The 20,397-nt window shown below is 46.4% G+C and carries 24 protein-coding genes; 10 read left to right on the top strand and 14 right to left on the bottom strand.

What is annotated here, in order from left to right; translation table 11 throughout:
• Positions 1 to 52: 52 nt before the first annotated feature.
• The gene (locus tag Q3O06_RS01370) at positions 53 to 946 is read right to left on the bottom strand and encodes a patatin-like phospholipase family protein (protein ID WP_301817223.1); all 894 of its coding nucleotides are present in this window, start codon (positions 944 to 946) and stop codon (positions 53 to 55) included.
• Positions 947 to 1,286: 340 nt separating this feature from the next.
• Between Q3O06_RS01370 and Q3O06_RS01365 the strand changes: the two genes are divergently transcribed.
• The 7 genes from Q3O06_RS01365 (at position 1,287) to Q3O06_RS01335 (ending at position 5,279) form a co-directional block, all read left to right on the top strand.
• Positions 1,287 to 1,736 (top strand): HvfX family Cu-binding RiPP maturation protein, encoded by a 450-nt coding sequence (locus Q3O06_RS01365; protein WP_003710760.1) that lies wholly within the window; start codon positions 1,287 to 1,289, stop codon positions 1,734 to 1,736.
• 73 nt (positions 1,737 to 1,809) lie between these two features.
• Positions 1,810 to 2,118 carry an HvfA family oxazolone/thioamide-modified RiPP metallophore gene (locus Q3O06_RS01360; protein ID WP_107819792.1) on the top strand — a complete coding sequence of 103 codons (309 nt, stop codon included), beginning with the start codon at positions 1,810 to 1,812 and terminating at the stop codon, positions 2,116 to 2,118.
• 117 nt (positions 2,119 to 2,235) lie between these two features.
• Complete coding sequence (locus Q3O06_RS01355) at positions 2,236 to 3,078, top strand: HvfB family MNIO-type RiPP peptide maturase (RefSeq protein WP_301817221.1); 843 nt, start codon at positions 2,236 to 2,238, stop codon at positions 3,076 to 3,078.
• Entirely contained in the window at positions 3,068 to 3,796 is a 729-nt protein-coding gene (locus tag Q3O06_RS01350) for an HvfC family RiPP maturation protein (RefSeq protein WP_301817219.1), read from the top strand. Before Q3O06_RS01355 ends, Q3O06_RS01350 begins: the two co-directional genes overlap by 11 nt.
• Positions 3,797 to 3,835: 39 nt before the next feature.
• Positions 3,836 to 4,423 carry a sigma-70 family RNA polymerase sigma factor gene (locus Q3O06_RS01345; protein ID WP_301817218.1) on the top strand — a complete coding sequence of 196 codons (588 nt, stop codon included), beginning with the start codon at positions 3,836 to 3,838 and terminating at the stop codon, positions 4,421 to 4,423.
• A gap of 5 nt (positions 4,424 to 4,428) precedes the next feature.
• Positions 4,429 to 4,608: a zf-HC2 domain-containing protein gene (locus tag Q3O06_RS01340; RefSeq protein ID WP_301817216.1), complete on the top strand. Its 180-nt coding sequence runs from the start codon at positions 4,429 to 4,431 to the stop codon at positions 4,606 to 4,608.
• A 230-nt stretch (positions 4,609 to 4,838) separates the two neighbouring features.
• Complete coding sequence (locus tag Q3O06_RS01335; RefSeq protein ID WP_003710766.1) at positions 4,839 to 5,279, top strand: surface-adhesin E family protein; 441 nt, start codon at positions 4,839 to 4,841, stop codon at positions 5,277 to 5,279.
• Between the two features lie 165 nt (positions 5,280 to 5,444).
• Here Q3O06_RS01335 and Q3O06_RS01330 read toward each other — a convergent pair whose 3' ends face one another.
• The 3 genes from Q3O06_RS01330 to purD are packed head-to-tail and all read right to left on the bottom strand — an operon-like array spanning position 5,445 to position 7,880.
• On the bottom strand, positions 5,445 to 5,960 hold the full coding sequence (locus Q3O06_RS01330; RefSeq protein WP_301817214.1) for a hypothetical protein: 516 nt from the start codon (positions 5,958 to 5,960) through the stop codon (positions 5,445 to 5,447).
• Between the two features lie 14 nt (positions 5,961 to 5,974).
• Positions 5,975 to 6,577, bottom strand: a complete 603-nt coding sequence (locus Q3O06_RS01325; RefSeq protein WP_301817213.1) for an L-threonylcarbamoyladenylate synthase — start codon at positions 6,575 to 6,577, stop codon at positions 5,975 to 5,977.
• 31 nt (positions 6,578 to 6,608) lie between these two features.
• Positions 6,609 to 7,880: a phosphoribosylamine--glycine ligase gene (gene purD / locus Q3O06_RS01320; protein WP_301817212.1), complete on the bottom strand. Its 1,272-nt coding sequence runs from the start codon at positions 7,878 to 7,880 to the stop codon at positions 6,609 to 6,611.
• Positions 7,881 to 8,043: 163 nt separating this feature from the next.
• Here purD and Q3O06_RS01315 point away from each other — a divergent pair, with 163 nt between their 5' ends.
• On the top strand, positions 8,044 to 8,361 hold the full coding sequence (locus Q3O06_RS01315; protein ID WP_301817211.1) for a DUF4298 domain-containing protein: 318 nt from the start codon (positions 8,044 to 8,046) through the stop codon (positions 8,359 to 8,361).
• Between the two features lie 53 nt (positions 8,362 to 8,414).
• Here Q3O06_RS01315 and Q3O06_RS01310 read toward each other — a convergent pair whose 3' ends face one another.
• From Q3O06_RS01310 to Q3O06_RS11205, 6 genes are all read right to left on the bottom strand, one after another.
• Entirely contained in the window at positions 8,415 to 9,026 is a 612-nt protein-coding gene (locus Q3O06_RS01310) for an IMPACT family protein (protein ID WP_301817210.1), read from the bottom strand.
• A gap of 62 nt (positions 9,027 to 9,088) precedes the next feature.
• A complete protein-coding gene (locus Q3O06_RS01305; protein ID WP_301817209.1) occupies positions 9,089 to 10,024 on the bottom strand; it encodes an electron transfer flavoprotein subunit alpha/FixB family protein in 936 nt (311 codons plus the stop codon).
• 10 nt (positions 10,025 to 10,034) lie between these two features.
• Positions 10,035 to 10,784 carry an electron transfer flavoprotein subunit beta/FixA family protein gene (locus tag Q3O06_RS01300; RefSeq protein WP_301817208.1) on the bottom strand — a complete coding sequence of 250 codons (750 nt, stop codon included), beginning with the start codon at positions 10,782 to 10,784 and terminating at the stop codon, positions 10,035 to 10,037.
• 226 nt (positions 10,785 to 11,010) lie between these two features.
• A complete protein-coding gene (gene waaC / locus Q3O06_RS01295; RefSeq protein WP_301817206.1) occupies positions 11,011 to 11,979 on the bottom strand; it encodes a lipopolysaccharide heptosyltransferase I in 969 nt (322 codons plus the stop codon).
• Between the two features lie 37 nt (positions 11,980 to 12,016).
• Positions 12,017 to 12,652 (bottom strand): nicotinamidase, encoded by a 636-nt coding sequence (locus Q3O06_RS01290; protein ID WP_301817205.1) that lies wholly within the window; start codon positions 12,650 to 12,652, stop codon positions 12,017 to 12,019.
• Between the two features lie 12 nt (positions 12,653 to 12,664).
• Complete coding sequence (locus tag Q3O06_RS11205; protein WP_432758151.1) at positions 12,665 to 12,832, bottom strand: Imm32 family immunity protein; 168 nt, start codon at positions 12,830 to 12,832, stop codon at positions 12,665 to 12,667.
• 282 nt (positions 12,833 to 13,114) lie between these two features.
• Here Q3O06_RS11205 and tsaA point away from each other — a divergent pair, with 282 nt between their 5' ends.
• Entirely contained in the window at positions 13,115 to 13,789 is a 675-nt protein-coding gene (tsaA, locus tag Q3O06_RS01285; protein WP_301817203.1) for a tRNA (N6-threonylcarbamoyladenosine(37)-N6)-methyltransferase TrmO, read from the top strand.
• Positions 13,790 to 13,848: 59 nt separating this feature from the next.
• On the opposite strand, the gene Q3O06_RS01280 is transcribed toward tsaA, so the two are convergent.
• The 4 genes from Q3O06_RS01280 to gap all read right to left on the bottom strand — a co-directional run bounded on the left by Q3O06_RS01280 (position 13,849) and on the right by gap (position 17,184).
• A complete protein-coding gene (locus Q3O06_RS01280) occupies positions 13,849 to 14,841 on the bottom strand; it encodes a DNA cytosine methyltransferase (protein WP_301817201.1) in 993 nt (330 codons plus the stop codon).
• Between the two features lie 9 nt (positions 14,842 to 14,850).
• On the bottom strand, positions 14,851 to 15,741 hold the full coding sequence (locus tag Q3O06_RS01275) for a hypothetical protein (RefSeq protein ID WP_301817200.1): 891 nt from the start codon (positions 15,739 to 15,741) through the stop codon (positions 14,851 to 14,853).
• A gap of 44 nt (positions 15,742 to 15,785) precedes the next feature.
• Positions 15,786 to 15,992 carry a helix-turn-helix domain-containing protein gene (locus tag Q3O06_RS01270; RefSeq protein WP_003749495.1) on the bottom strand — a complete coding sequence of 69 codons (207 nt, stop codon included), beginning with the start codon at positions 15,990 to 15,992 and terminating at the stop codon, positions 15,786 to 15,788.
• A 187-nt stretch (positions 15,993 to 16,179) separates the two neighbouring features.
• Entirely contained in the window at positions 16,180 to 17,184 is a 1,005-nt protein-coding gene (gap, locus tag Q3O06_RS01265; RefSeq protein WP_301817198.1) for a type I glyceraldehyde-3-phosphate dehydrogenase, read from the bottom strand.
• Between the two features lie 443 nt (positions 17,185 to 17,627).
• Between gap and mutS the strand changes: the two genes are divergently transcribed.
• Entirely contained in the window at positions 17,628 to 20,222 is a 2,595-nt protein-coding gene (gene mutS, locus Q3O06_RS01260) for a DNA mismatch repair protein MutS (protein ID WP_301817197.1), read from the top strand.
• The last annotated feature ends 175 nt before the right edge of the window (positions 20,223 to 20,397 follow it).

Below are 20,397 nucleotides of genomic sequence, written 5' to 3'. Positions count from 1 at the left end.
TATTTTTTTCTATGGATAAAGCCTTCTGGAAACACGTTCAGACGGCATAGCGTCAATAACGGTATGCCGCCAGTTTGCGTTTGATTTCAGGCAATGCGGCACGTGCAGCCTCCTCGCCCAACCGGATGGCGCGTTTTTTCTGATCGAAACCGCCAACAGCCCCCAAATCCAACACCTGCGGTTTGATAACCACATCCGCCTGCCCCAACTCATTTTGCAACGCGGAAACGCTCATTACGTTCAGCGTCTGATCGAGATACGAGAAGAAGCCTTGACCGACATTTTTGCTCGGACGTGCGGAAATATCGACGGCAATCACGAAATTCGCTCCCTGCCGCCGGGCGGCACTGACGGGCACGGGCTGCGACAGGCCGCCGTCAACATATGTATGCCCGCTGATGATAACGGGTTGGAACACATTGGGAATGGCTGCGGAAGCACGAACCGCCTGTCCGACATTCCCCTGATTGAAAGTGACGGCCTTGCCGGTTTCAAAATCAGTGGCAACGGCGGCAAATTTGATGGGAAACTGCTGAATCTGCCTGCCGCCGACTTTTCGGTTGATGTAATTTTGCAGCTTTTCGCCTTTGATAAAACCACTGGTGGACAAGGTTAAATCGACCAAATCGGTTTTACCTAAAATTTCGGCTTCCAATTCGAGGCGGTCGGGCGACATACCCGATGCAAAAAGGCTGCCGACAATCGAACCTGCCGATGTGCCGGTAACCACCTTCACAGGAATACCGTTTTCTTTCAAAACTTTAATAATGCCTATATGGGCAAATCCTTTAGATGCTCCGCCACCGAGTGCCAAACCGACCACTGCGGTGGGTTTGGCGGTTTGCACCGGCTTGCGGGCGGCATTGTTTCCCGCCGTACCGCAGGCGGCAAGCAACGCGGCGGCGGCGATTGCCAAAAGTGGTCTGATTTTTGAAAACGTTACCATATTTTCCATTCCTTTATATATCGCATCCCGTCAAAGGGGGATTGCTTTTCTTAACAACCACCTTTGACAGCCAAGCGAAAGGGGCTTTGTTAAGTCATCATCAAAATTAATATTTTCTTTTTTTCCTTTACGGAAATTGTATTTAAAAGCATACCGTCCAAGGCGAGAATTATCTCACAACACCGCCGTTATCTAAATAACCCGCCTTTTTTCCTTTCTTCCCATCAAAATACTTTATCTTTATATTCATTAACTTGTTAAATTATTGGCTGCCGAGTGTCAGTTTTTCCGACAAAATCCGTCTAACGGGGTATCAACAGAACCAAAAACAGGAACACTTATGAAAATCGGAACAACTTGGCAGACGGCATCCGCTATGCTGGTTTTGCGTCTGTTTGCCGCATATGAATTTTTGGAATCGGGTTTGCAAAAATGGAACGGGGAGAATTGGTTTTCCGAAATCAACGATCAATTCCCATTCCCGTTCAACTTGCTGCCGGACGCGTTAAACTGGAATCTCGCGATGTATGCGGAGCTTTTGCTGCCCGTACTGTTGCTTTTGGGTTTGGCAACGCGCCTGTCGGCATTGGGGCTGATGGTCGTTACCGCCGTCGCTTGGGCTGCGGTTCACGCCGGTTCGGGTTACAATGTCTGCGACAACGGTTATAAAATGGCTTTAATTTATATCGTGGTATTAATCCCGTTGCTTTTGCAGGGTGCGGGCGGATGGTCGCTGGATACGCTGCTGAAAAAACGGTTTTGCCCCCGATGCCGTCTGAAACAAGATTGATTCAGTCGTGGAATCTGACTTTAAACATTCCAACCTTATCTCGTTAACTTGATATTCTGAAAAGGAAATAGAAATGAACAAAAACATTGCTGCCGCACTCGCCGGTGCTTTATCCCTGTCTTTGGCTGCCGGTGCCGTTGCCGCCGACAAACCGGCAAGCAACGCAACAGGCGTTCAAAAATCCGCCCAAGGCTCTTGCGGCGCGTCCAAATCTGCCGAAGGTTCGTGCGGCGCGGCTGCTTCTAAAGCAGGAGAAGGCAAATGCGGCGAGGGCAAATGCGGTGCAACCGTAAAAAAAGCCCACAAACACGCTAAGGCATCTAAAGCCAAAGCCAAATCTGCCGAAGGCAAATGCGGCGAAGGCAAATGCGGTTCTAAATAATACCGCCCCTTCAACCCAAGCCGCGTTTTTCGATAAAATGCGGCTTTTTTAACAGCAAACAAAGATTTTTTTAAACCAGCACATTATTCTTTTGTGCCATCCGAACCGGGTAAAAATATGATTCAACACACAGGCTTGGGCTACCGCCGCGACTTGGCGGAAGACTTTCTCTCGCTTTCCGAAAACAGCCCGATATGCTTTATCGAAGCCGCACCGGAAAATTGGCTGAAAATGGGCGGCAGGGCACGCAAACAGTTTGACCGCGTGGCGGAACGGCTGCCGCTGGCGTTGCACGGATTGTCTATGTCGCTGGGCGGGCAAGCCCCGCTGGATACTGATTTGATAGACGGCATCAAAGAAATGATGCGCCGTTACGACTGTACGTTTTTCTCCGACCATTTGAGCTACTGCCACGACGGCGGTCATCTTTACGATTTGTTGCCGCTGCCTTTCACTGAAGAAATGGTGCATCATACGGCGCGGCGTATCCGCGAAGTGCAAGACCGTTTGGGCTGCCGCATCGCCGTGGAAAACACGTCCTACTACCTGCATTCTCCGCTTGCCGAGATGAACGAGGTCGAGTTCCTCAACGCGGTTGCACGCGAGGCCGATTGCGGCATTCATCTGGACGTGAACAATATCTACGTCAACGCCGTCAATCACGGTCTGCTGTCGCCGGAGGCTTTTTTGGAAAACGTTGACGCAGGGCGCGTGTGCTACATCCACATCGCCGGACACGATGCCGAAAATCCCGAATTGTTGATTGATACCCACGGCGCGGCAGTTTTACCGACCGTTTGGGACTTGCTTGAACTTGCCTATGCCAAGCTGCCGACGATTCCGCCCACCCTGTTGGAACGCGATTTCAATTTTCCGCCTTTTGCCGAACTCGAAGCCGAAGTCGCCAAAATCGCCGATTATCAAACGCGTGCCGGAAAGGAATACCGCCGTGCAGCCTGAAACCTCCGCCCAATACCAGCACCGTTTCGCCCAAGCCATACGCGGGGGCGAAGCCGCAGACGGCCTGCCGCAGGACCGACTGAACGTCTATATCCGCCTGATACGCAACAATATCCACAGCTTTATCGACCGCTGCTATACCGAAACGCTGCAATACTTTGACAGCGAAGAATGGGGCCGTCTGAAGGAAGGTTTCGTCCGCGACGCGCACGCCCAAACGCCCTATTTTCAAGAAATCCCCGGCGAGTTCCTACAATATTGCCAAAGCCTGCCACTTTCAGACGGCATTTTGGCACTGATGGATTTTGAATATACCCAATTGCTGGCAGAAGTTGCACAAATTCCGGATATTCCCGATATTCATTATTCAAATCACAGCAAATACACGCCCTCCCCAGCGGCCTTTATCCGGCAATATCGATATGATGTTACCGATGATTTGCAGGAAGCGGAAACAGCCTTGTTAATATGGCGAAACGCCGAAGATGATGTAATGTACCAAACATTGGACGGCTTCGATATTATGCTGCTGGAGATAATGGGGGCTTCCGCACTTTCGTTTGACACCCTTACCCATACCCTTGTCGAATTTATGCCCGAAGCCGATAATTGGAAAAATATTTTGCTTGGGAAATGGTCAGGCTGGATTGAACAAAGGATTATCATCCCCTCTTTGTCCGCCATATCCGAAAATATGGAAGGCAATTCCCCGGGCTAAAACTATCTATCCGCATAAAATTACCTTGTTCCCGATACTATGCCGCTACCCGACCTGACCGATGCCGAATTAATGGAGTCGCGCAAACTGCTTCTGCATTTTGCGCGGCTCCAATTGCCCGACCACCCTGATTTGGCTGAAGATTTAGTGCAGGAAACATTGCTGTCCGCATACAGCGCAGGCGACAGTTTTCAAGGCAGGGCGCTTGTCAACAGCTGGCTTTTTGCCATATTGAAAAACAAAATTATTGACGCATTACGTCAAATCGGGAGGCAAAGGAAAGTCTTTACCGCACTAGATGACGAACTGCTGGATGAAGCATTTGAAAGCTATTTTTCCCAAAACGGGCATTGGACGCCGGAAGGGCAGCCTCAACATTGGAACACTCCGGAAAAATCATTAAATAACAACGAATTTCAAAAAATTCTGCAAAGCTGCCTATACAACCTTCCTGAAAACACCGCACGGGTATTCACCCTGAAGGAAATACTCGGTTTTTCATCCAACGAAATACAACAAATGTGCGGTATCAGTACAGCCAACTACCACACCATTATGCACCGCGCCCGAGAATCATTGCGCCAATGCCTGCAAATCAAATGGTTCAACCAAGAAAACCCGAAGTAACCGTTATGAAAAAATGCCGCGATATTGCCCTGCTTCTTTCCAAACATCAGGAACGGGAAACCACCCCGGGCGAGAAGATTTCCATATACACACACCTGCTGTTCTGCCCGCATTGCCGGGAATATAAAAGACAGCTTCAAACCATCAAAATATCACTGGCAAAAACAACCAGAACTTCAAAATAAATGCCGTCTGAAAGGGCTTCAGACGGCATAAGCTGACGGAAACAAATCAAACCGATTTACTGTTATCGGCAGTTCATCCATAATACACACTTCAAAAGCAGCATATTCCCCATACGGAATATATAAATACGTAAAACACGAAGGCTGCATCAATTTGCTATATTTACCTCATTTTACAGACGGCATTATCCCTCCCGCCCAACCCGTTCTTTCTGAATGAGCAGATTTCAATGATTAAGGAAACCCCAATGCGCCCAATCTTCCTATCTTTCGTTTTACTCCCTATATTGCTAACCGCCTGCAGCACACCGGACAAGTCTGCCCGATGGGAAAATATCGGCACAATCTCAAACGGCAATATTCATACATATATCAATAAAGACAGCGTGAGAAAAAACGGAAATCTGATGATTTTCCAAGATAAAAAAGTTGTTACCAATCTAAAACAAGAACGTTTTGCCAACACCCCCGCATACAAGACTGCCATTGCCGAGTGGGAAATCCACTGCAACAACAAAACATACCGCTTAAGTTCGCTACAGTTGTTTGATACAAAAAACACAGAAATTTCCACACAAAGCTACACAGCCTCTTCCCTCCGCCCGATGAGCATCCTGTCCGGGACATTAACTGAAAAACAATATGAAACCGTATGCGGGAAAAAACTCTGATTTCAACTTATACACAAACTTATCCATAAGCCTTATTATAAAAATGCCGTCTGAAATACTGAAATATCAGCATTTCAGACGGCATTTTGCCATTCCCTGAAAAGTTATCCCTGAAATTATCCACATTATTTTTTTAAACCGGCTTCCATCCGAAATATAAACCCGCTATACAATTTCATTATCCAAACGTAAATTGTTCCATTGATACACAAAACTGCTTGCCCCCATAATTTTGATAAAGCATTTTTTGCATTCCCGGCTCCGTCCCGTAACCAACACAGCCTCTAAAAAATAATCGCTTGTTTTGACACCGATACACTCATACAGATACAGAAATTCAAGAAAATAGCCTTGTGCATTGACCATCTCAAGCAATTCAGAAAGATCAAGAAATTTTCTGACCGTAAACAAACGTTTCCCTAAAAAGACGATGTCTTCAAAAATATCGACCAAATAATCGTCTTCGGCGTTTTCATTTTCATGGGTTAAAACAACACGGGAAAAATCTGTTTTCAGATGCTTTCCCACTTGATTGTTTGGATTGTTGTTCAGAACGATAAAACCGTCCTCAAAATCAAAGCAGACGTTGTGTCCTTCTACCTTTATCTCTGTGCAATAACAATCATGTAGAGAAATACCATCCGAAAAATTTTTTCTTTGTGTATGCAAAAAAGTTTTCATTCAAGTACCCATATCTAACGCAAACGTTTACCTGTTTCCCCGTCAATAATCTGACTCGGCGATTTCTGCCTGCCGATTCTCCCACCGACAATCCATACATCGCGTCCGAACTGCCTTCTAACCTCCCTCTCCGTCCGACACGCGCGTTTGCCCGCCCGATTACATGAAGTGGAAACCAAAGGCATACCCAATGCCTGACACAAACGCCTTGCACCTGTATGATCGGGCACTCTAACCGCAAGCTTGCTGCGCCTCTTCCCGCGCAACGCAGGTAATACGCATGATTTGGCGGATAATAGGAACGTTTTAGGGGCGGGCCATTCTTTTCTAAGCATAGCCTGCAGATTTTCAGACGGCATTTGAAGTAAAGGCTGCAACTGTTCAAATTGATTCCCGATGACAATCATACCCTTGTGTTGCGGCCTTTTTTTCAAATGCACCAACTTACTGAGTGCTTTGGCTAATGTCGGAAGACACCCCAAGCCATAACAAGATTCGGTCGGATAAGCGACCAAACCGCCTTTTTTCAAATAAACGCTTAACTTACGTTGCGCTGATGCTGCGATAATTCTCGGAAATAACATAATATCAAATGCCGTCTGAAGCGTATCAGTCACTTGGCTTCAGACGGCATCATCCTCTTTCTAATTAACGGTTAATCGCTTTATCGGCAATGTCTTTACGGTATTGCATCCCGTCGAAGCTGATTTTTTCCAATGCGCTATACGCCTTGGCTTTGGCTTGCGCCACATCGTCGCCCAATCCTACGACACACAATACGCGTCCGCCGTTGGTCAATACGTCGCCTTTATCGTTTGCCATTGTGCCAGCATGGAAAACTTTGCCTACTTGGTTGGCAGCATCCAAACCGGAAATAACATCGCCTTTTTTAGGCGTTTCGGGATAATTTTGTGCCGCCAGCACCACGCCTACGGCAGTTTGCGGGTCCCATTCTGCGGTTACACTATCGAGTTTGCCGTCTATTGCTGCTTCGACCAAATCCGCCAAGTTGCTGTTCAGACGGCTCATAATAGGCTGGGTTTCGGGATCGCCGAAACGGCAGTTAAACTCAATCGTATAGGGTGTGCCGCTTTGATCAATCATCAAACCTGCGTACAGGAAGCCGGTAAACTCATGCCCTTCCGCTTTCATACCCGCCACGGTCGGCAAAATAATCTCGTTCATCGCGCGCTCGTACACAGCAGGCGTTACCACAGGCGCGGGACTGTACGCACCCATACCGCCCGTATTCGGGCCTTTGTCGCCGTCTAAAAGACGCTTGTGATCTTGGCTGGTCGCCATAGGCAATACATGATTGCCATCAACCATAACGATAAAGCTCGCTTCTTCACCTTGCAGGAAATCTTCAATCACAACACGCGCGCCGGCATTGCCCATTTTGTTGCCCAGCAGCATATCGTCAATGGCAGCATGCGCTTCATCCAAAGTCATCGCCACAATCACGCCTTTGCCTGCCGCCAAACCATCGGCTTTGATGACGATGGGCGCACCTTTCTGATTGACGTAATCATGTGCAGCATCAGCGTTTTCAAAGGTTTGATATTGCGCGGTCGGAATGTTGTATTTCGCCATAAATACTTTGGCGAAATCTTTAGAACTCTCCAACTGCGCCGCATATCGTGTCGGACCAAATATTTTCAGTCCTACGGCACGGAAATCATCCACAACACCTGCCGCCAAAGGTGCTTCAGGACCGACGACGGTAAAAGTAATATTTTCTTTACGACAGAATTCAATCAAATCCCGATGCGCGATCAAGGCGATGTTTTGCAACTTAGGTTCAATCGCCGTACCGGCATTACCGGGTGCAACAAATACTGTTTCCACTTTGGGCGACTGCGCCAATTTCCAAGCCAGCGCGTGTTCGCGACCGCCATTACCGATAACCAGCAGTTTCATGCCATCTCCTTGACAAATATATACTTTTAACGAAAACTCGACATAAAGGGACTATTGTCCCGTTTGAAGAAATTTTAGTGGAATCAAACAAAGACCGCCTCACTCCACTATACCAACCTATTTAACTTAACTTATCCACAAAATTGAAAAAGGACAAGTAGCTATGCAAAAACGTATTGATGAAATCCAAAGCAAATACCGCGAATGGTGTCATTTACTACCGCAATTGGAAGAAGACATCCTGCGTTGGAAACATGCCGTCGCTTTAATTCGAGATATGGACAATTTCTATACCCACGAGTATCAGGCGTGTCATCAGGCTATTGAAGACGGGGCAGAACTGGATTTAAGTACGAAAGGCGAATACAGCATTATGAGTGAAGATGCACTATGGAACGCGCTTGGCGAATTCCATCAATTAGCCTGGCTATATTTGCGCTCCAGCGTCGATGCCTTGGACAGATATACGCAAGAAGATTAATCAGCGAAGAGGTCGTCTAAAAACCCTAAGATGTGGATTTTCAGACGACCTTTTCATTCAAAAGACTTTTCCGTATTTACTTTAATCTGCCGTGTATTCTTCCAAGCCGCAACACAGACTTCATAATTTGCCAACGACAAACTTACCGTCAATCGGCAATCCAACTGCAAATCCTGCTCCAATATATCCACCTGATATTGTTTGGCAATGCGTATCGCTTCATTCAAAAACGGATATTCACATTTCAGCCAAACGGTTTTTTCAATATTCTTTTCAACTACTTCTGCAACTGCCAACGCTTGAGCCGTCGCCTCTTTGTACGCATGTATCAGACCTGGAACACCCAATAAAGTACCACCAAAATAGCGGACGACCACAACCAAAACATCGGTGATACCCACCGAATCAATCTGCCCCAAAATTGGTCGTCCAGCACTTCCTGATGGCTCTCCATCATCGTTGGCACGAAATTGCATACCATCCACACCCAAACGATAGGCATAGCACCAGTGTCGTGCTTTATGATGCTCTTCCTTTAACGGATCGAGGTATTTTTTCACATCAGCCAACGTCCGAATCGGATAGGCAAATACAATAAAACGACTGCCTTTATCTTTAAACTCAGCCTGCGTCGGGGAAGTAATGGTTTTATAAGTCGTAATCATGCTGAAATGTTTTCAGACGACCTCATTAATAACAAGGTCGTCTGAACGTTTCACGTGAAACATCAATTTTTCAATGCTTCTGTTAATTGCGGGACGATTTCAAATAAATCGCCAACTAATCCGTAATCGGCCACATTGAAAATCGGCGCATCAGCATCTTTATTGATTGCAACAATCACCTTACTATCTTGCATACCGGCAACGTGTTGAATCGCACCTGAAATACCGATTGCAAAATAGAGTTGCGGCGCAACCACTTTACCGGTTTGTCCGACTTGAGCATCGTTTGGCGCATATTCGGCATCAACTGCCGCACGGGATGCACCGATTGCCGCACCTAAAACATCCGCCAACGGTGTCAGCACTTCATTGAATTTTTCTGCACTACCCAACGCACGACCACCGGAAATAATCACTTTTGCCTGAGTTAATTCAGGACGATCAGAATGGGAAAGCTGACGGTTCACAAAACGGCTCAGGTTTTGAGCAGGGGTTGTTTCAACATTAATTACCTCGGCATTACCACCTTGCGCCACCGCTGCGTCAAAAGCCGTCGCACGGAAGGTCAGCACCAATTTTTCTGTATCAGCTTGCACGGTTTCAAATGCATTACCTGCATAAATCGGGCGCACAAAAGTCGTGTTATCCACAATCTCAGTCAAATCAGAAATTTGCGGTACGTCTAATAAAGCGGCCACGCGGGGCAAAAGGTTTTTACCGAATGTGGTTGCCGTTGCTGCAACATAGCGGTAATCCGCTGCCAATTTGACAACCAGCGGAGCCAGTTCTTCAGCCAAACCCTCGGCATAATGGGCAGCATCCGCAACCAAAACTTTTTCCACACCCGCTACTTGTTTCGCGGATTCCACTACGGCAGATGCGCCGTTTCCGGCAACCAATAAATCGACTTTACCCAGTTTAGCGGCAGCGGTAACAGCATGCAAAGTGGCAGGATTCAACTGTTTGTTGTCGTGTTCAGCAATAATCAATACGCTCATTTCAGTCTCCTCAAATCACTTTGGCTTCGTTTTTCAATTTCTCAACCAATTCGGCAACGCTTGCTACTTTTACGCCTGCCTGACGCGCTTTAGGTTCGGCGAATTTCACTGTTTTCAGACGAGGTGAAATATCCGCAACCAAATCAGCAGGAGCCAGTTTTTCCAAAGGTTTTTTCTTTGCTGCCATAATATTGGGGAGTTTGACAAAGCGCGGCTCGTTCAAACGCAAATCCGCACTGATAACAGCAGGCAGTTTCAATGCGATGGTTTCTTCGCCGCCATCAATTTCCCGCACGATCTGCACTTCGTCGCCTTCAATTTGTACTTTGGACGCAAACGTACCTTGCGCCGCATTCAGCAAAGCAGCCAGCATTTGCGCCACTTGGTTGGCATCATCATCAATCGCTTGTTTGCCCAAAAAGAAAATTTGTGGATTTTCTTTGTCCGCAACGGCTTTCAGCAACTTGGCAACTGCCAGCGGCTCCAATTTCGCATCGGTTTCAACATGAATTGCACGGTCGACCCCCATCGCCAAAGCTGTACGCAACGTTTCTTCGCATTTCTTTTCGCCCAAAGAAACCGCTACGATTTCGCTTACTTTTCCGGCTTCTTTCAAACGGACGGCTTCTTCCACAGCGATTTCGTCAAACGGATTCATCGACATTTTGACATTGCCGATATCCACATCCGAACCATTGGCTTTTACACGAACTTTGACGTTGTAGTCCACTACGCGCTTTACTGCGACCAGTGCTTTCATTGAATTCTCCTAAAAAGAACGCTACTCTCGCTATCAAGCGATAGCCAAACCTTCTTCTCTATAAAATCAAATCCGTTTTCCTTAAAAACGAATTCATTCAGAAATCTTTCAGATAATGTTTGCCGATTATACCATTTTTAAAGCATTTACTCAGGCTGGTGGGTATACATTCCTGCACTCAACGAACTGTAAATACCATGCCGTTATATCAGTTTCAGACGACACTTTAGCCTTTGTCTGCTGCAACACAATCCATCAACGTTTGATAAACCAAATCCGCAGTCGGAATCTGCCCGATATTGCCCAAATTTTTTGCAACAGCCGAAACTTGAACGCCTGTTTTAATCGGATCGGTATCGGTATAAATACCGATCACAGGTTTTTCCAAAGCATTTGCCAAATGCAGTAAACCGGTATCCACACCGACAATTCCGACCGCGTGTTTCAGCAGATACGCCGCCTGCAATAAATTCATTTTGTCGCACACAATGGCAAATGGCAGTCCGTCTGCAATTTGTTCGGCACGCGTTTTTTCAGTTTCATTTCCCCATGGCAGGTAAATGTTGCATTGTTGTTCTTCATTCAGCTTTTGCAGCAACGCCCGCCAGTTTTCCACAGGCCATAACTTACTGTCCCGGCTGGTCGCGTGCAAAGCCGCATAATACGGCTGCTCCAAATTTTTCAGACGACCTGCTTCGGGAACGGTCAAACCGAATACCTGTGTTTCCGGCATTGCATATCCAAATACTTGGGCGAACAGCTCACGATTGCGCCAAACAGCATTTTTCCCTTTAGGTACAGCGTATGTTTTCACATACGCAACCACAGCAAATCCCTCGCGCGCGCTGTTTTTATCCAAACCATAAATAGGGGATTTTGCCATTTTGGCGAAACACGCGCTTTTAATCAGACCTTGACTGTCCAATACAAAATCAAATGCTTCCTGCCGCAAAGTCTGTTTCAGACGACCTATTTCCTGCCAAGTTTCAGCCTGAAAAAGATGTTTGCGCCATTGCCGCCATTTCATCACATGGATTTTTTTCACAAACGGATGCAGGCGCGCAATATCCGCAAACCCGGCTTCACACAGCCAATGCAGTTCTACATCAGGACATTGTTGCGCCAAATCTTCGATTGCAGGCAAAGTGTGAATTAAATCGCCCATACTGGACAAGCGGACAAGCAAAATTTTCATATTTAGGAAAGGGGTTTCACGTGAAACATTTTTAAAATTATTGATTATTAATATATTTTTTAATTTCTTCAGCGTTTTTTAAGATGATTGCACCGGCAGAACGCATTTCCTGCCATGCCGTTTCGATAGTATCCGGCGCAATACCCCGACAAGCCGCTTCATTAACGATAACCTGCCAACTGCCACCTTTGAGCAACTGCAAAACCGTTGTTTTAACACAATAATCCGTAGCCAACCCGCCGACAATGACTGTATCCGTATTTTGACAACACAGCCATTCAATCAGCCCTGTACTCAGTTTTTCCTCAATATCATGAAAACACGCGCCGTAAGGATGCAATTCAGGATCAACGCCTTTCCAAACGCAATAATCGTATTCCTTAACAGAAGGCAGCCCGTCCAACAATTCATAGCCGCGCGTACCGACCATCGCATGAGCCACCCAAGTCAAATCCGCATCGGGCAAACCTGTCGGTTTCAACATATCAATAGGGTTATCCACAAGCCATTTCGCCGCCATATGATGCGCATCTTTCGTCATCACGCGCAAATCCGCCAAAGCGGCTTGGGCATTCAACTCTTCGACAATCAAATGCCCCTCGTTCACAGGCAGCTCTTTAGGACACAAAGGCGTAAACGTTTTTTGTGCATCAACATCAATAGAAACAATCATCTCATTACTTCTTCACTTAAGATCGTCATTCTCTATTTTACGAATAACAAAACTCTTACCTTCTTTATTTAAGGAGTACAATTCATCTAGGTGGATATGATATGTCATATCCACCTCCTCCATTTTAGCTATACCTAAGATGCTCCTTGCTAGAAGCTGTAATCCGATTTTATTACCCAAAATTTCAATCTCACCTCCTATAGGTGAGATCTGAAAGGAAAGATAACAACCTGACTTGGGTGTAATATACGGGATTCCCTCTTCGTTATAGCGAACCGTTATGCTTCTTTTTTTTATCAATACTCCAATGCCTTTTTTAAGAGCGTCTTGGACACGAGGATTCTGTGCTACTTTATTTCAACACGATTAAAATGCCCTGTATTATAACAAATTACTACCCCAAAGCGGTAAAACCGGCTGTGATAAGATAGCGTTTTTCCGAAAAACTTATCCACAATCATCATGACTTACACCATCGTCCCCATTGCCGCCGCTCGCTCACCCTACAAACAGAAATTCGGCATCGCCCGCCAGCCCGGTTTGGTCTCCGCCGCAGAAGTCTGCATCGAGCTGAATCCTGAATTTACCGCAGACAGCGTACGCGGACTGGAACACTTCGACTATGTGTGGATAAGTTTTATTTTTCACGGCGTATTAGATGAAGGCTGGGTACAAATGGTGCGCCCGCCACGGCTCGGCGGCAAACAAAAAATGGGCGTATTCGCCACACGCAGCCCCCACCGCCCCAACCATCTCGGACTCTCGCTCCTGAGACTCGAACGCATCGAAACCGGCAAACCCGTCCGCCTCTACTGCAGCGGCGCAGACCTGCTGGACGGCACACCGATTGTGGACATCAAACCTTATATCCCCTTTATCGAATCCAAACCCGATGCCGCATCCGGTTTCGTCAGCGGCAAACCCGAAGAATTGGAGGTCGTTTGGCAGGAAAACATCGGCGCGGAAAATTTATCTGCAAACACGAAAAAACTCATCAGCCAAAGTATTGCCCAAGACCCGCGCCCCGCCTATCAGGATATTCCCGAACGGATTTATGTGATGAATATTGCGGATTACGAAGTCAGGTTTCAAATCGAGGAAAACCGCGCGACGGTTATTGGGATAAGTGTTGTGTGAAATTTTATTCACAATTCTATTAAAAAAGGTCGTCTGAAAAATTTTCAGACGACCTTTTCTTAAATTATCAACTCTTTTTTGATTGCTACCGCAATCTCATAAGCTAAATTAACAGGTACAGCATTACCTATCATTTTGTACGCATCATTAATATTTTGATAGATAAATTTAAAATCATCAGGAAAGCCTTGAACCCTCGCTACTTCACGCACAGTCATCCTACGATAAAGAGCTTCTTTTCCAACTACAAAACGGTAGTCATTTACTCCATGTTTCTCCATTTTTGGAGCTTGTGGATGAAGCTGGCATTGCCGCCCCGAAGCCTGAACTGTAAATGCTTGTTCATGCCATGCTTTCACACGGTTCCTGCTCATAAAAATTGGGGAAAAACTACCTATAAAATATTCGTTGTTATTAATAGCATTAGGATTAGCTTTATTTTGAAAAGCCGCAGGAACGGCTGTATCTTGTAAATCCCAAATAATATCCTTCAATGTTATCTTATCTCCATCTTTAACTGTCGAACCTGTTGGAAATGAGAATTTGATTTTCAAATCTTTACGAAAACCAATATAGAAGACCCTTTTACGTTCTTGAGCCACACCATAATCTTTGGCATTTACCATAGTCAGGCTTACATCGTACCCACATTCATCAAACATTTTCAGTAAATTTTGTACCGCTTCATTATGGCGGTTTGCAAGCATACCGCTAACGTTCTCAGCTAAAAAGAACTTAGGCTGCTTACTTTTCAAAATACGAATATAGTCGAAAAACAATTGACCCCGCTCATCATCAATACCTCGCAAAGCCCCTGCTTCCGACCATGACTGACAAGGAGGACCTCCGATAATACCATCGATTTCATCAGGAAAATCTTCTTCCTTAATACTGCGTATATCGCCTTCAATCAAATGTGTTTTAGGATGATTAGCCTTAAATGTTGACCAAATGGTTTTATCATATTCGTTTGCAACAGGCACTTCAAATCCTGCTTTTTCAAAGCCTAAATCTAAACCACCACAACCGCTAAATAAACTAATTATCTTCATCTGTTCCTTTCATTGAAAAATATTACAATCTTGCGTGTTTTTATCATTTAAATCATCTGTATTTTGAACACCTAAGTTAATTAGGCATTGTTTTAATTGTTTCGCAACTTTATTCCCATTACATTGAAATGGTTTATCAAAAATCAATTCATGAGTCAGTTTTCCATTAACAACTTCCCATTTTACTTGAACTGCAAGTGGTCTATCTCCATCAAATTTATCTTCGAAACTTCGATAATTAAGTGCTTTACAGGCAAAATAAATATTAGGATTATCCCTAACATATTCATCTAATGAAACAATTTTATCCAGTATTTCTTCAGTAGACGAAAATTCGTCTCCTATCAGAATATAATTCGCAACACCAGAGTTTGGAATAATTACCCCATTTACACTCGCATTTTTCTTTTCTTCATCTAGATTATTACCTACGTAAATATCTAATAATTGTTCAGTAGTTAAATCTACTTTATCTGATAATTCCCCGTTTAATTTATTAACAAGTTCAAACTTCCAACCAAGCGTAATAGATCCATTGTCTGTCCTACCCTTGCTTTTTTTAAAAATTAGATTTTTATCTAAAAATTTCCTACGAATATTTGTTGTTGAACTTTGAATAATTTTTGCCCAATTATTTCCAAAAATCATTTCAGCTCGGTCTGCTTTAATTTTATTTTCTACAAAATCAGCATTACTTTTCTTGTATGAAATTTTAATTTCTCTTATTTCTTCAGATGATTCACTTTTTAATAAAATATAAATATCCGTTTTAGGTTCGCCGTTTCCGCAAGTAGGTTTACCTACGTTCTGTACACACCATGATTGACCGTTGAAACAAACTGCCTGACCAATTTCAAAATAAGATTGAATATCTCTTTCTGCCTGAATAAAACTAGACATTAGTCTCTCCATTTTATATCAATTGTTACTTATAATCTACAAATTTATATATCTTCAAAAAATTGATGGAATGTAGTTCCTAGAGCATTAATGATTTTCTCCATATTTTTCATGGATAGATTTCTTTTTCCTTGTTCAATGCCTGCAAGATAAGTCCTATCAATTTCAGCCTTCAAAGCAAATTTTTCTTGGCTTAGATTCTGAGCCTTACGCAATTCTCGAATTCTTGCTCCAATTTTTTCTAGTACCATTTCAACCTCCGAATTCAAAGCAATTATCCTTTTTGTTACATATAAAGCAACGGACTATAAGTAACAAAATGTTGCAATAATTATTTAGTCAATAAGAAAAAAGGTCGTCTGAAAACCTAGATTTAGGTTTTCAGACGACCTTTTTTCTTAACTTATCCACAGACTGGTTTACCCAATCCGAAATCTTTTAGATTTTGCCTGCGAAGTATTCCAAAGTGCGGACGAGTTGGCAGGTGTAGGACATTTCGTTGTCGTACCAGGCAACGGTTTTCACCAGTTGTTTACCGCCCACGGTCATCACGCGGGTTTGGGTCGCATCGAAGAGCGAGCCGTATTCGATGCCGACGACGTCGGAAGAAACGATTTGATCTTCGTTGTAGCCGTAAGATTCGCTGGCGGCGGCTTTCATTGCGGCGTTGATTTCTTCTTTGGTTACGGTGCGTTCGAGGACGGAAACCAATTCGGTCAGCGAGCCGGTTGCGACGGGGACGCGTTGGGCGGAGCCGTCGAGTTTGCCGTTCAATTCGGGGATAACCAGACCGATGGCTTTGGCGGCGCCGGTGCTGTTGGGCACGATGTTGAGAGCGGCGGCGCGGGCGCGGCGCAAATCGCCTTTGCGGTGCGGCGCGTCAAGGGTGTTTTGGTCGCCGGTGTAGGCGTGGATGGTGGTCATCAGGCCTTCGACTACACCGAATTCCTTTTGCAGGACTGCCGCCATCGGGGCGAGGCAGTTGGTGGTGCAGGAAGCGGCGGAGATGACGGTTTCGCTGCCATCCAAAATGTCTTGGTTCACGCCATATACGACGGTTTTCACGTCATTGCCGCCGGGGGCGGAAATCACGACTTTGCGCGCACCGGCGCGGATGTGGGCTTCGGCTTTGGTTTTGCTGGTAAAGAAGCCGGTACATTCGAGGACGACGTCTACGCCCAATTCGCCCCAAGGCAATTCTTCAGGATTCGGATTGGCGAAAACTTTGATTTCTTTGCCGTTCACTACGATGGCATCGTCTTTCAATTCGGCAGTACCTTGGAAGCGACCTTGGGTGCTATCGTATTTGAAAAGGTGCAGCAGCATATCGGCAGGGGTCAGGTCGTTGACGGCGACGACTTCGATGCCTTTGGCTTTTTCAATTTGACGCAATGCCAGACGGCCGATGCGGCCGAAACCGTTAATCGCTACTTTAATGCTCATGTTTATACTCCAAGCTATGAAACGAAATTTCAATGCCTGTATTGTATTCTGAAATAAAGTTACATTCTACTATTACATCCAACTACTTGACGCTTATTTGATATAGATGAATTTTGCTGTTTTCACAGATTTCCAAAACTTTTATTATCAATATTTGAATTTAAAATTTTAATGATGATTTTGATGATTGCCGACCTGCTTGTGTATAAGTAGCAAATATCCAATATTTTCATTACCTTTTTGTCAAATAAGTTTGAGTTTAAGGCTTGCCGTATAAGACAGATAAGCGTGGATGTTTTTTGACTTAATGATATTTTTGTGGATAACTTTGCTGTTTTCCTATTTATCTCCACAACTTTATTGACAGGCTTACGGTCAGTCTCATTCCGTCGAAGACAAAACCTTTTGCTACAATACCGTTTTCCTAATGATAAGGCAGCCCCATGTCCAAACCCTCCGTTTCCCCGATGATGCAGCAGTATCTCGCCATCAAAGCGCAACATGCCGACAAACTGGTGTTTTACCGCATGGGCGATTTTTACGAGCTGTTTTTGGATGACGCAGTGGAAGCGGCAAAGCTGCTGGACATTACCCTGACCACGCGCGGGCAGATGGACGGCGTGCCGATTAAAATGGCGGGCGTGCCGTTTCACGCGGCGGAACAGTATCTGGCGCGGTTGGTGAAGATGGGCAAAAGCGTGGCGATTTGCGAACAGGTCGGCGAAGTCGGCGCGGGCAAAGGACCGGTGGAACGCAAAGTTGTCCGCATCGTAACGCCCGGCACGCTGACCGATTCCGCATTGCTGGAAGACAAGGAAACCAACCGCATCGTTGCCGTGTCTCCCGACAAAAAATACATCGGTTTGGCGTGGGCATCGCTGCAAAGCGGCGAATTCAAAACCAAACTGACAACTGTGGATAAGTTGAACGACGAACTGGCGCGCCTGCAGGCGGCGGAAATTCTGTTGCCGGACAGTAAAAACGCACCGCAACTTCAGAAGGCATCGGGTGTTACACGTCTGAACGCGTGGCAGTTTGCCGCCGACGCGGGGGAAAAACTGCTGACGGAATATTTCGGCTGCCAAGATTTGCACGGCTTCGGTTTGGACAGCAAAGAACACGCCGTTGCGATTGGCGCGGCGGGCGCGCTGTTGAACTATATCCGCCTGACGCAAAACCTGATGCCGCAACACTTGGACGGGCTGTCGCTCGAAACCGACAGCCAATATATCGGCATGGATGCCGCCACGCGCCGCAATCTCGAAATCACGCAAACCCTCTCCGGCAAAAAATCGCCGACCCTGTTTTCCATACTCGACGGCTGCGCCACCCATATGGGCAGCCGCCTGTTGGCATTATGGCTGCACCACCCTTTACGCAACCGCGCCCACATCCGAGCGCGCCAAGAAGCCGTTGCCGCGCTGGGTTCGCAATACGAACCCCTCCAATGCCGTCTGAAAAGCATTGCCGACATAGAACGCATCGCCGCCCGTATTGCCGTGGGCAACGCCCGCCCGCGCGACCTCGCCGCCCTGCGCGACAGCCTGTTTGCCCTGTCCGAAATCGAATTGTCCGCCGAGGACAGCAGTCTCTTAGAAACCCTCAAAGCCGTTTTCCCTGAAAACCTATCCACAGCCGAGCAGATCCGCCAAGCCATTTTGCCCGAACCTTCCGTCTGGCTGAAAGACGGCAATGTCATCAACCACGGTTTTCATCCCGAACTGGACGAATTGCGCCGCATTCAAAACCATGGCGACGAATTTTTGCTGGATTTGGAAGCCAAGGAACGCGAACGTACCGGTTTGTCCACACTCAAAGTCGAGTTCAACCGCGTTCACGGCTTTTACATTGAATTGTCCAAAACCCAAGCCGAACAAGCACCTGCCGACTACCAACGCCGGCAAACCCTCAAAAACGCCGAACGCTTCATCACGCCGGAACTGAAAGCCTTTGAAGACAAAGTGCTGACTGCTCAAGACCAAGCCCTCGCCTTAGAAAAACAACTCTTTGACGGCGTATTGAAAAACCTTCAGACGGCATTGCCGCAGCTTCAAAAAGCCGCCAAAGCCGCCGCCGCGCTGGACGTGTTGTCCACATTTTCAGCCTTGTCAAAAGAGCGGAACTTCGTCCGCCCCGAGTTTGCTGACTATCCGGTTATCCACATCGAAAACGGCCGCCATCCCGTTGTCGAACAGCAGGTACGCCACTTCACCGCCAACCACACCGACCTCGACCACAAACACCGCCTTATGCTGCTCACCGGACCCAATATGGGCGGCAAATCCACCTATATGCGCCAAGTCGCGCTGATTGTTTTATTGGCACACACCGGCTGTTTTGTGCCTGCCGATGCCGCCACAATCGGGCCCATCGATCAAATCTTCACCCGCATCGGCGCATCGGACGACCTCGCCTCCAACCGCTCCACCTTCATGGTCGAAATGAGCGAAACCGCCTACATCCTGCATCACGCCACCGAACAAAGCCTTGTTTTAATGGACGAAGTCGGACGTGGTACTTCCACTTTCGACGGTCTCGCCCTCGCGCACGCCATCGCCGAACACCTGCTGCAAAAAAACAAATCCTTCAGCCTGTTTGCTACCCACTATTTCGAGCTGACCTACCTGCCCGAAGCCCACACCGCCGCATTCAATATGCACCTTTCCGCGCTAGAACAGGGACAGGACATCGTGTTCCTGCACCAAATCCAACCGGGTCCTGCCGGAAAAAGCTACGGCATCGCCGTCGCCAAACTCGCCGGCCTGCCCGTACGCGCATTGAAATCCGCCCAAAAGCATTTGAACGGACTGGAAAACCAAGCCGCCGCAAACCAGCCCCAACTGGATATTTTCAGTACCATGCCGTCTGAAAAAGGAGATGAACCGAATGTGGACAGCTTTGTGGACAAAGCAGAGGAAAAACATTTTGAAGGTATATTGGCAGCAGCCTTGGAGAAACTCGATCCCGACAGCCTGACCCCGCGCGAAGCATTGTCAGAACTGTACCGCCTGAAAGATTTGTGCAAATCCGTATCTTAATTTCCGTTGGCGGAGCAGCATCAAACCATATGGAAAAATCTGTGGATAAACTTTATAGTGGATTAACAAAAATCAGGACAAGGCGACGAAGCCGCAGACAGTACAAATAGTACGGAAGCGATTCACTTGGTGCTTCAGCACCTTAGAGAATCGTTCTCTTTGAGCTAAGGCAAGA

The organism is Neisseria maigaei (assembly GCF_958267405.1).
Taxonomy (GTDB): Bacteria; Pseudomonadota; Gammaproteobacteria; order Burkholderiales; family Neisseriaceae; genus Neisseria; species Neisseria bergeri.
This window is presented reverse-complemented; position numbering and strand designations above follow the sequence as displayed.

Bases quoted from the DNA above. Each gene is read 5' to 3' on its own strand.
- Q3O06_RS01330 (WP_301817214.1), bottom strand. From the start codon at position 5,960: ATGAAAACTTTTTTGCATACACAAAGAAAAAATTTTTCGGATGGTATT.
- Q3O06_RS01335 (WP_003710766.1), top strand. From the start codon at position 4,839: ATGATTAAGGAAACCCCAATGCGCCCAATCTTCCTATCTTTCGTTTTA.
- Q3O06_RS01280 (WP_301817201.1), bottom strand. From the start codon at position 14,841: ATGAAGATAATTAGTTTATTTAGCGGTTGTGGTGGTTTAGATTTAGGC.
- purD (WP_301817212.1), bottom strand. From the start codon at position 7,880: ATGAAACTGCTGGTTATCGGTAATGGCGGTCGCGAACACGCGCTGGCT.
- Q3O06_RS01365 (WP_003710760.1), top strand. From the start codon at position 1,287: ATGAAAATCGGAACAACTTGGCAGACGGCATCCGCTATGCTGGTTTTG.
- waaC (WP_301817206.1), bottom strand. From the start codon at position 11,979: ATGAAAATTTTGCTTGTCCGCTTGTCCAGTATGGGCGATTTAATTCAC.
- Q3O06_RS01275 (WP_301817200.1), bottom strand. From the start codon at position 15,741: ATGTCTAGTTTTATTCAGGCAGAAAGAGATATTCAATCTTATTTTGAA.
- Q3O06_RS01345 (WP_301817218.1), top strand. From the start codon at position 3,836: ATGCCGCTACCCGACCTGACCGATGCCGAATTAATGGAGTCGCGCAAA.
- Q3O06_RS01270 (WP_003749495.1), bottom strand. From the start codon at position 15,992: ATGGTACTAGAAAAAATTGGAGCAAGAATTCGAGAATTGCGTAAGGCT.
- gap (WP_301817198.1), bottom strand. From the start codon at position 17,184: ATGAGCATTAAAGTAGCGATTAACGGTTTCGGCCGCATCGGCCGTCTG.
- Q3O06_RS01305 (WP_301817209.1), bottom strand. From the start codon at position 10,024: ATGAGCGTATTGATTATTGCTGAACACGACAACAAACAGTTGAATCCT.
- Q3O06_RS01300 (WP_301817208.1), bottom strand. From the start codon at position 10,784: ATGAAAGCACTGGTCGCAGTAAAGCGCGTAGTGGACTACAACGTCAAA.
- Q3O06_RS01360 (WP_107819792.1), top strand. From the start codon at position 1,810: ATGAACAAAAACATTGCTGCCGCACTCGCCGGTGCTTTATCCCTGTCT.
- Q3O06_RS01370 (WP_301817223.1), bottom strand. From the start codon at position 946: ATGGTAACGTTTTCAAAAATCAGACCACTTTTGGCAATCGCCGCCGCC.
- mutS (WP_301817197.1), top strand. From the start codon at position 17,628: ATGTCCAAACCCTCCGTTTCCCCGATGATGCAGCAGTATCTCGCCATC.
- Q3O06_RS01315 (WP_301817211.1), top strand. From the start codon at position 8,044: ATGCAAAAACGTATTGATGAAATCCAAAGCAAATACCGCGAATGGTGT.
- Q3O06_RS01290 (WP_301817205.1), bottom strand. From the start codon at position 12,652: ATGATTGTTTCTATTGATGTTGATGCACAAAAAACGTTTACGCCTTTG.
- tsaA (WP_301817203.1), top strand. From the start codon at position 13,115: ATGACTTACACCATCGTCCCCATTGCCGCCGCTCGCTCACCCTACAAA.
- Q3O06_RS01310 (WP_301817210.1), bottom strand. From the start codon at position 9,026: ATGATTACGACTTATAAAACCATTACTTCCCCGACGCAGGCTGAGTTT.
- Q3O06_RS01340 (WP_301817216.1), top strand. From the start codon at position 4,429: ATGAAAAAATGCCGCGATATTGCCCTGCTTCTTTCCAAACATCAGGAA.
- Q3O06_RS01355 (WP_301817221.1), top strand. From the start codon at position 2,236: ATGATTCAACACACAGGCTTGGGCTACCGCCGCGACTTGGCGGAAGAC.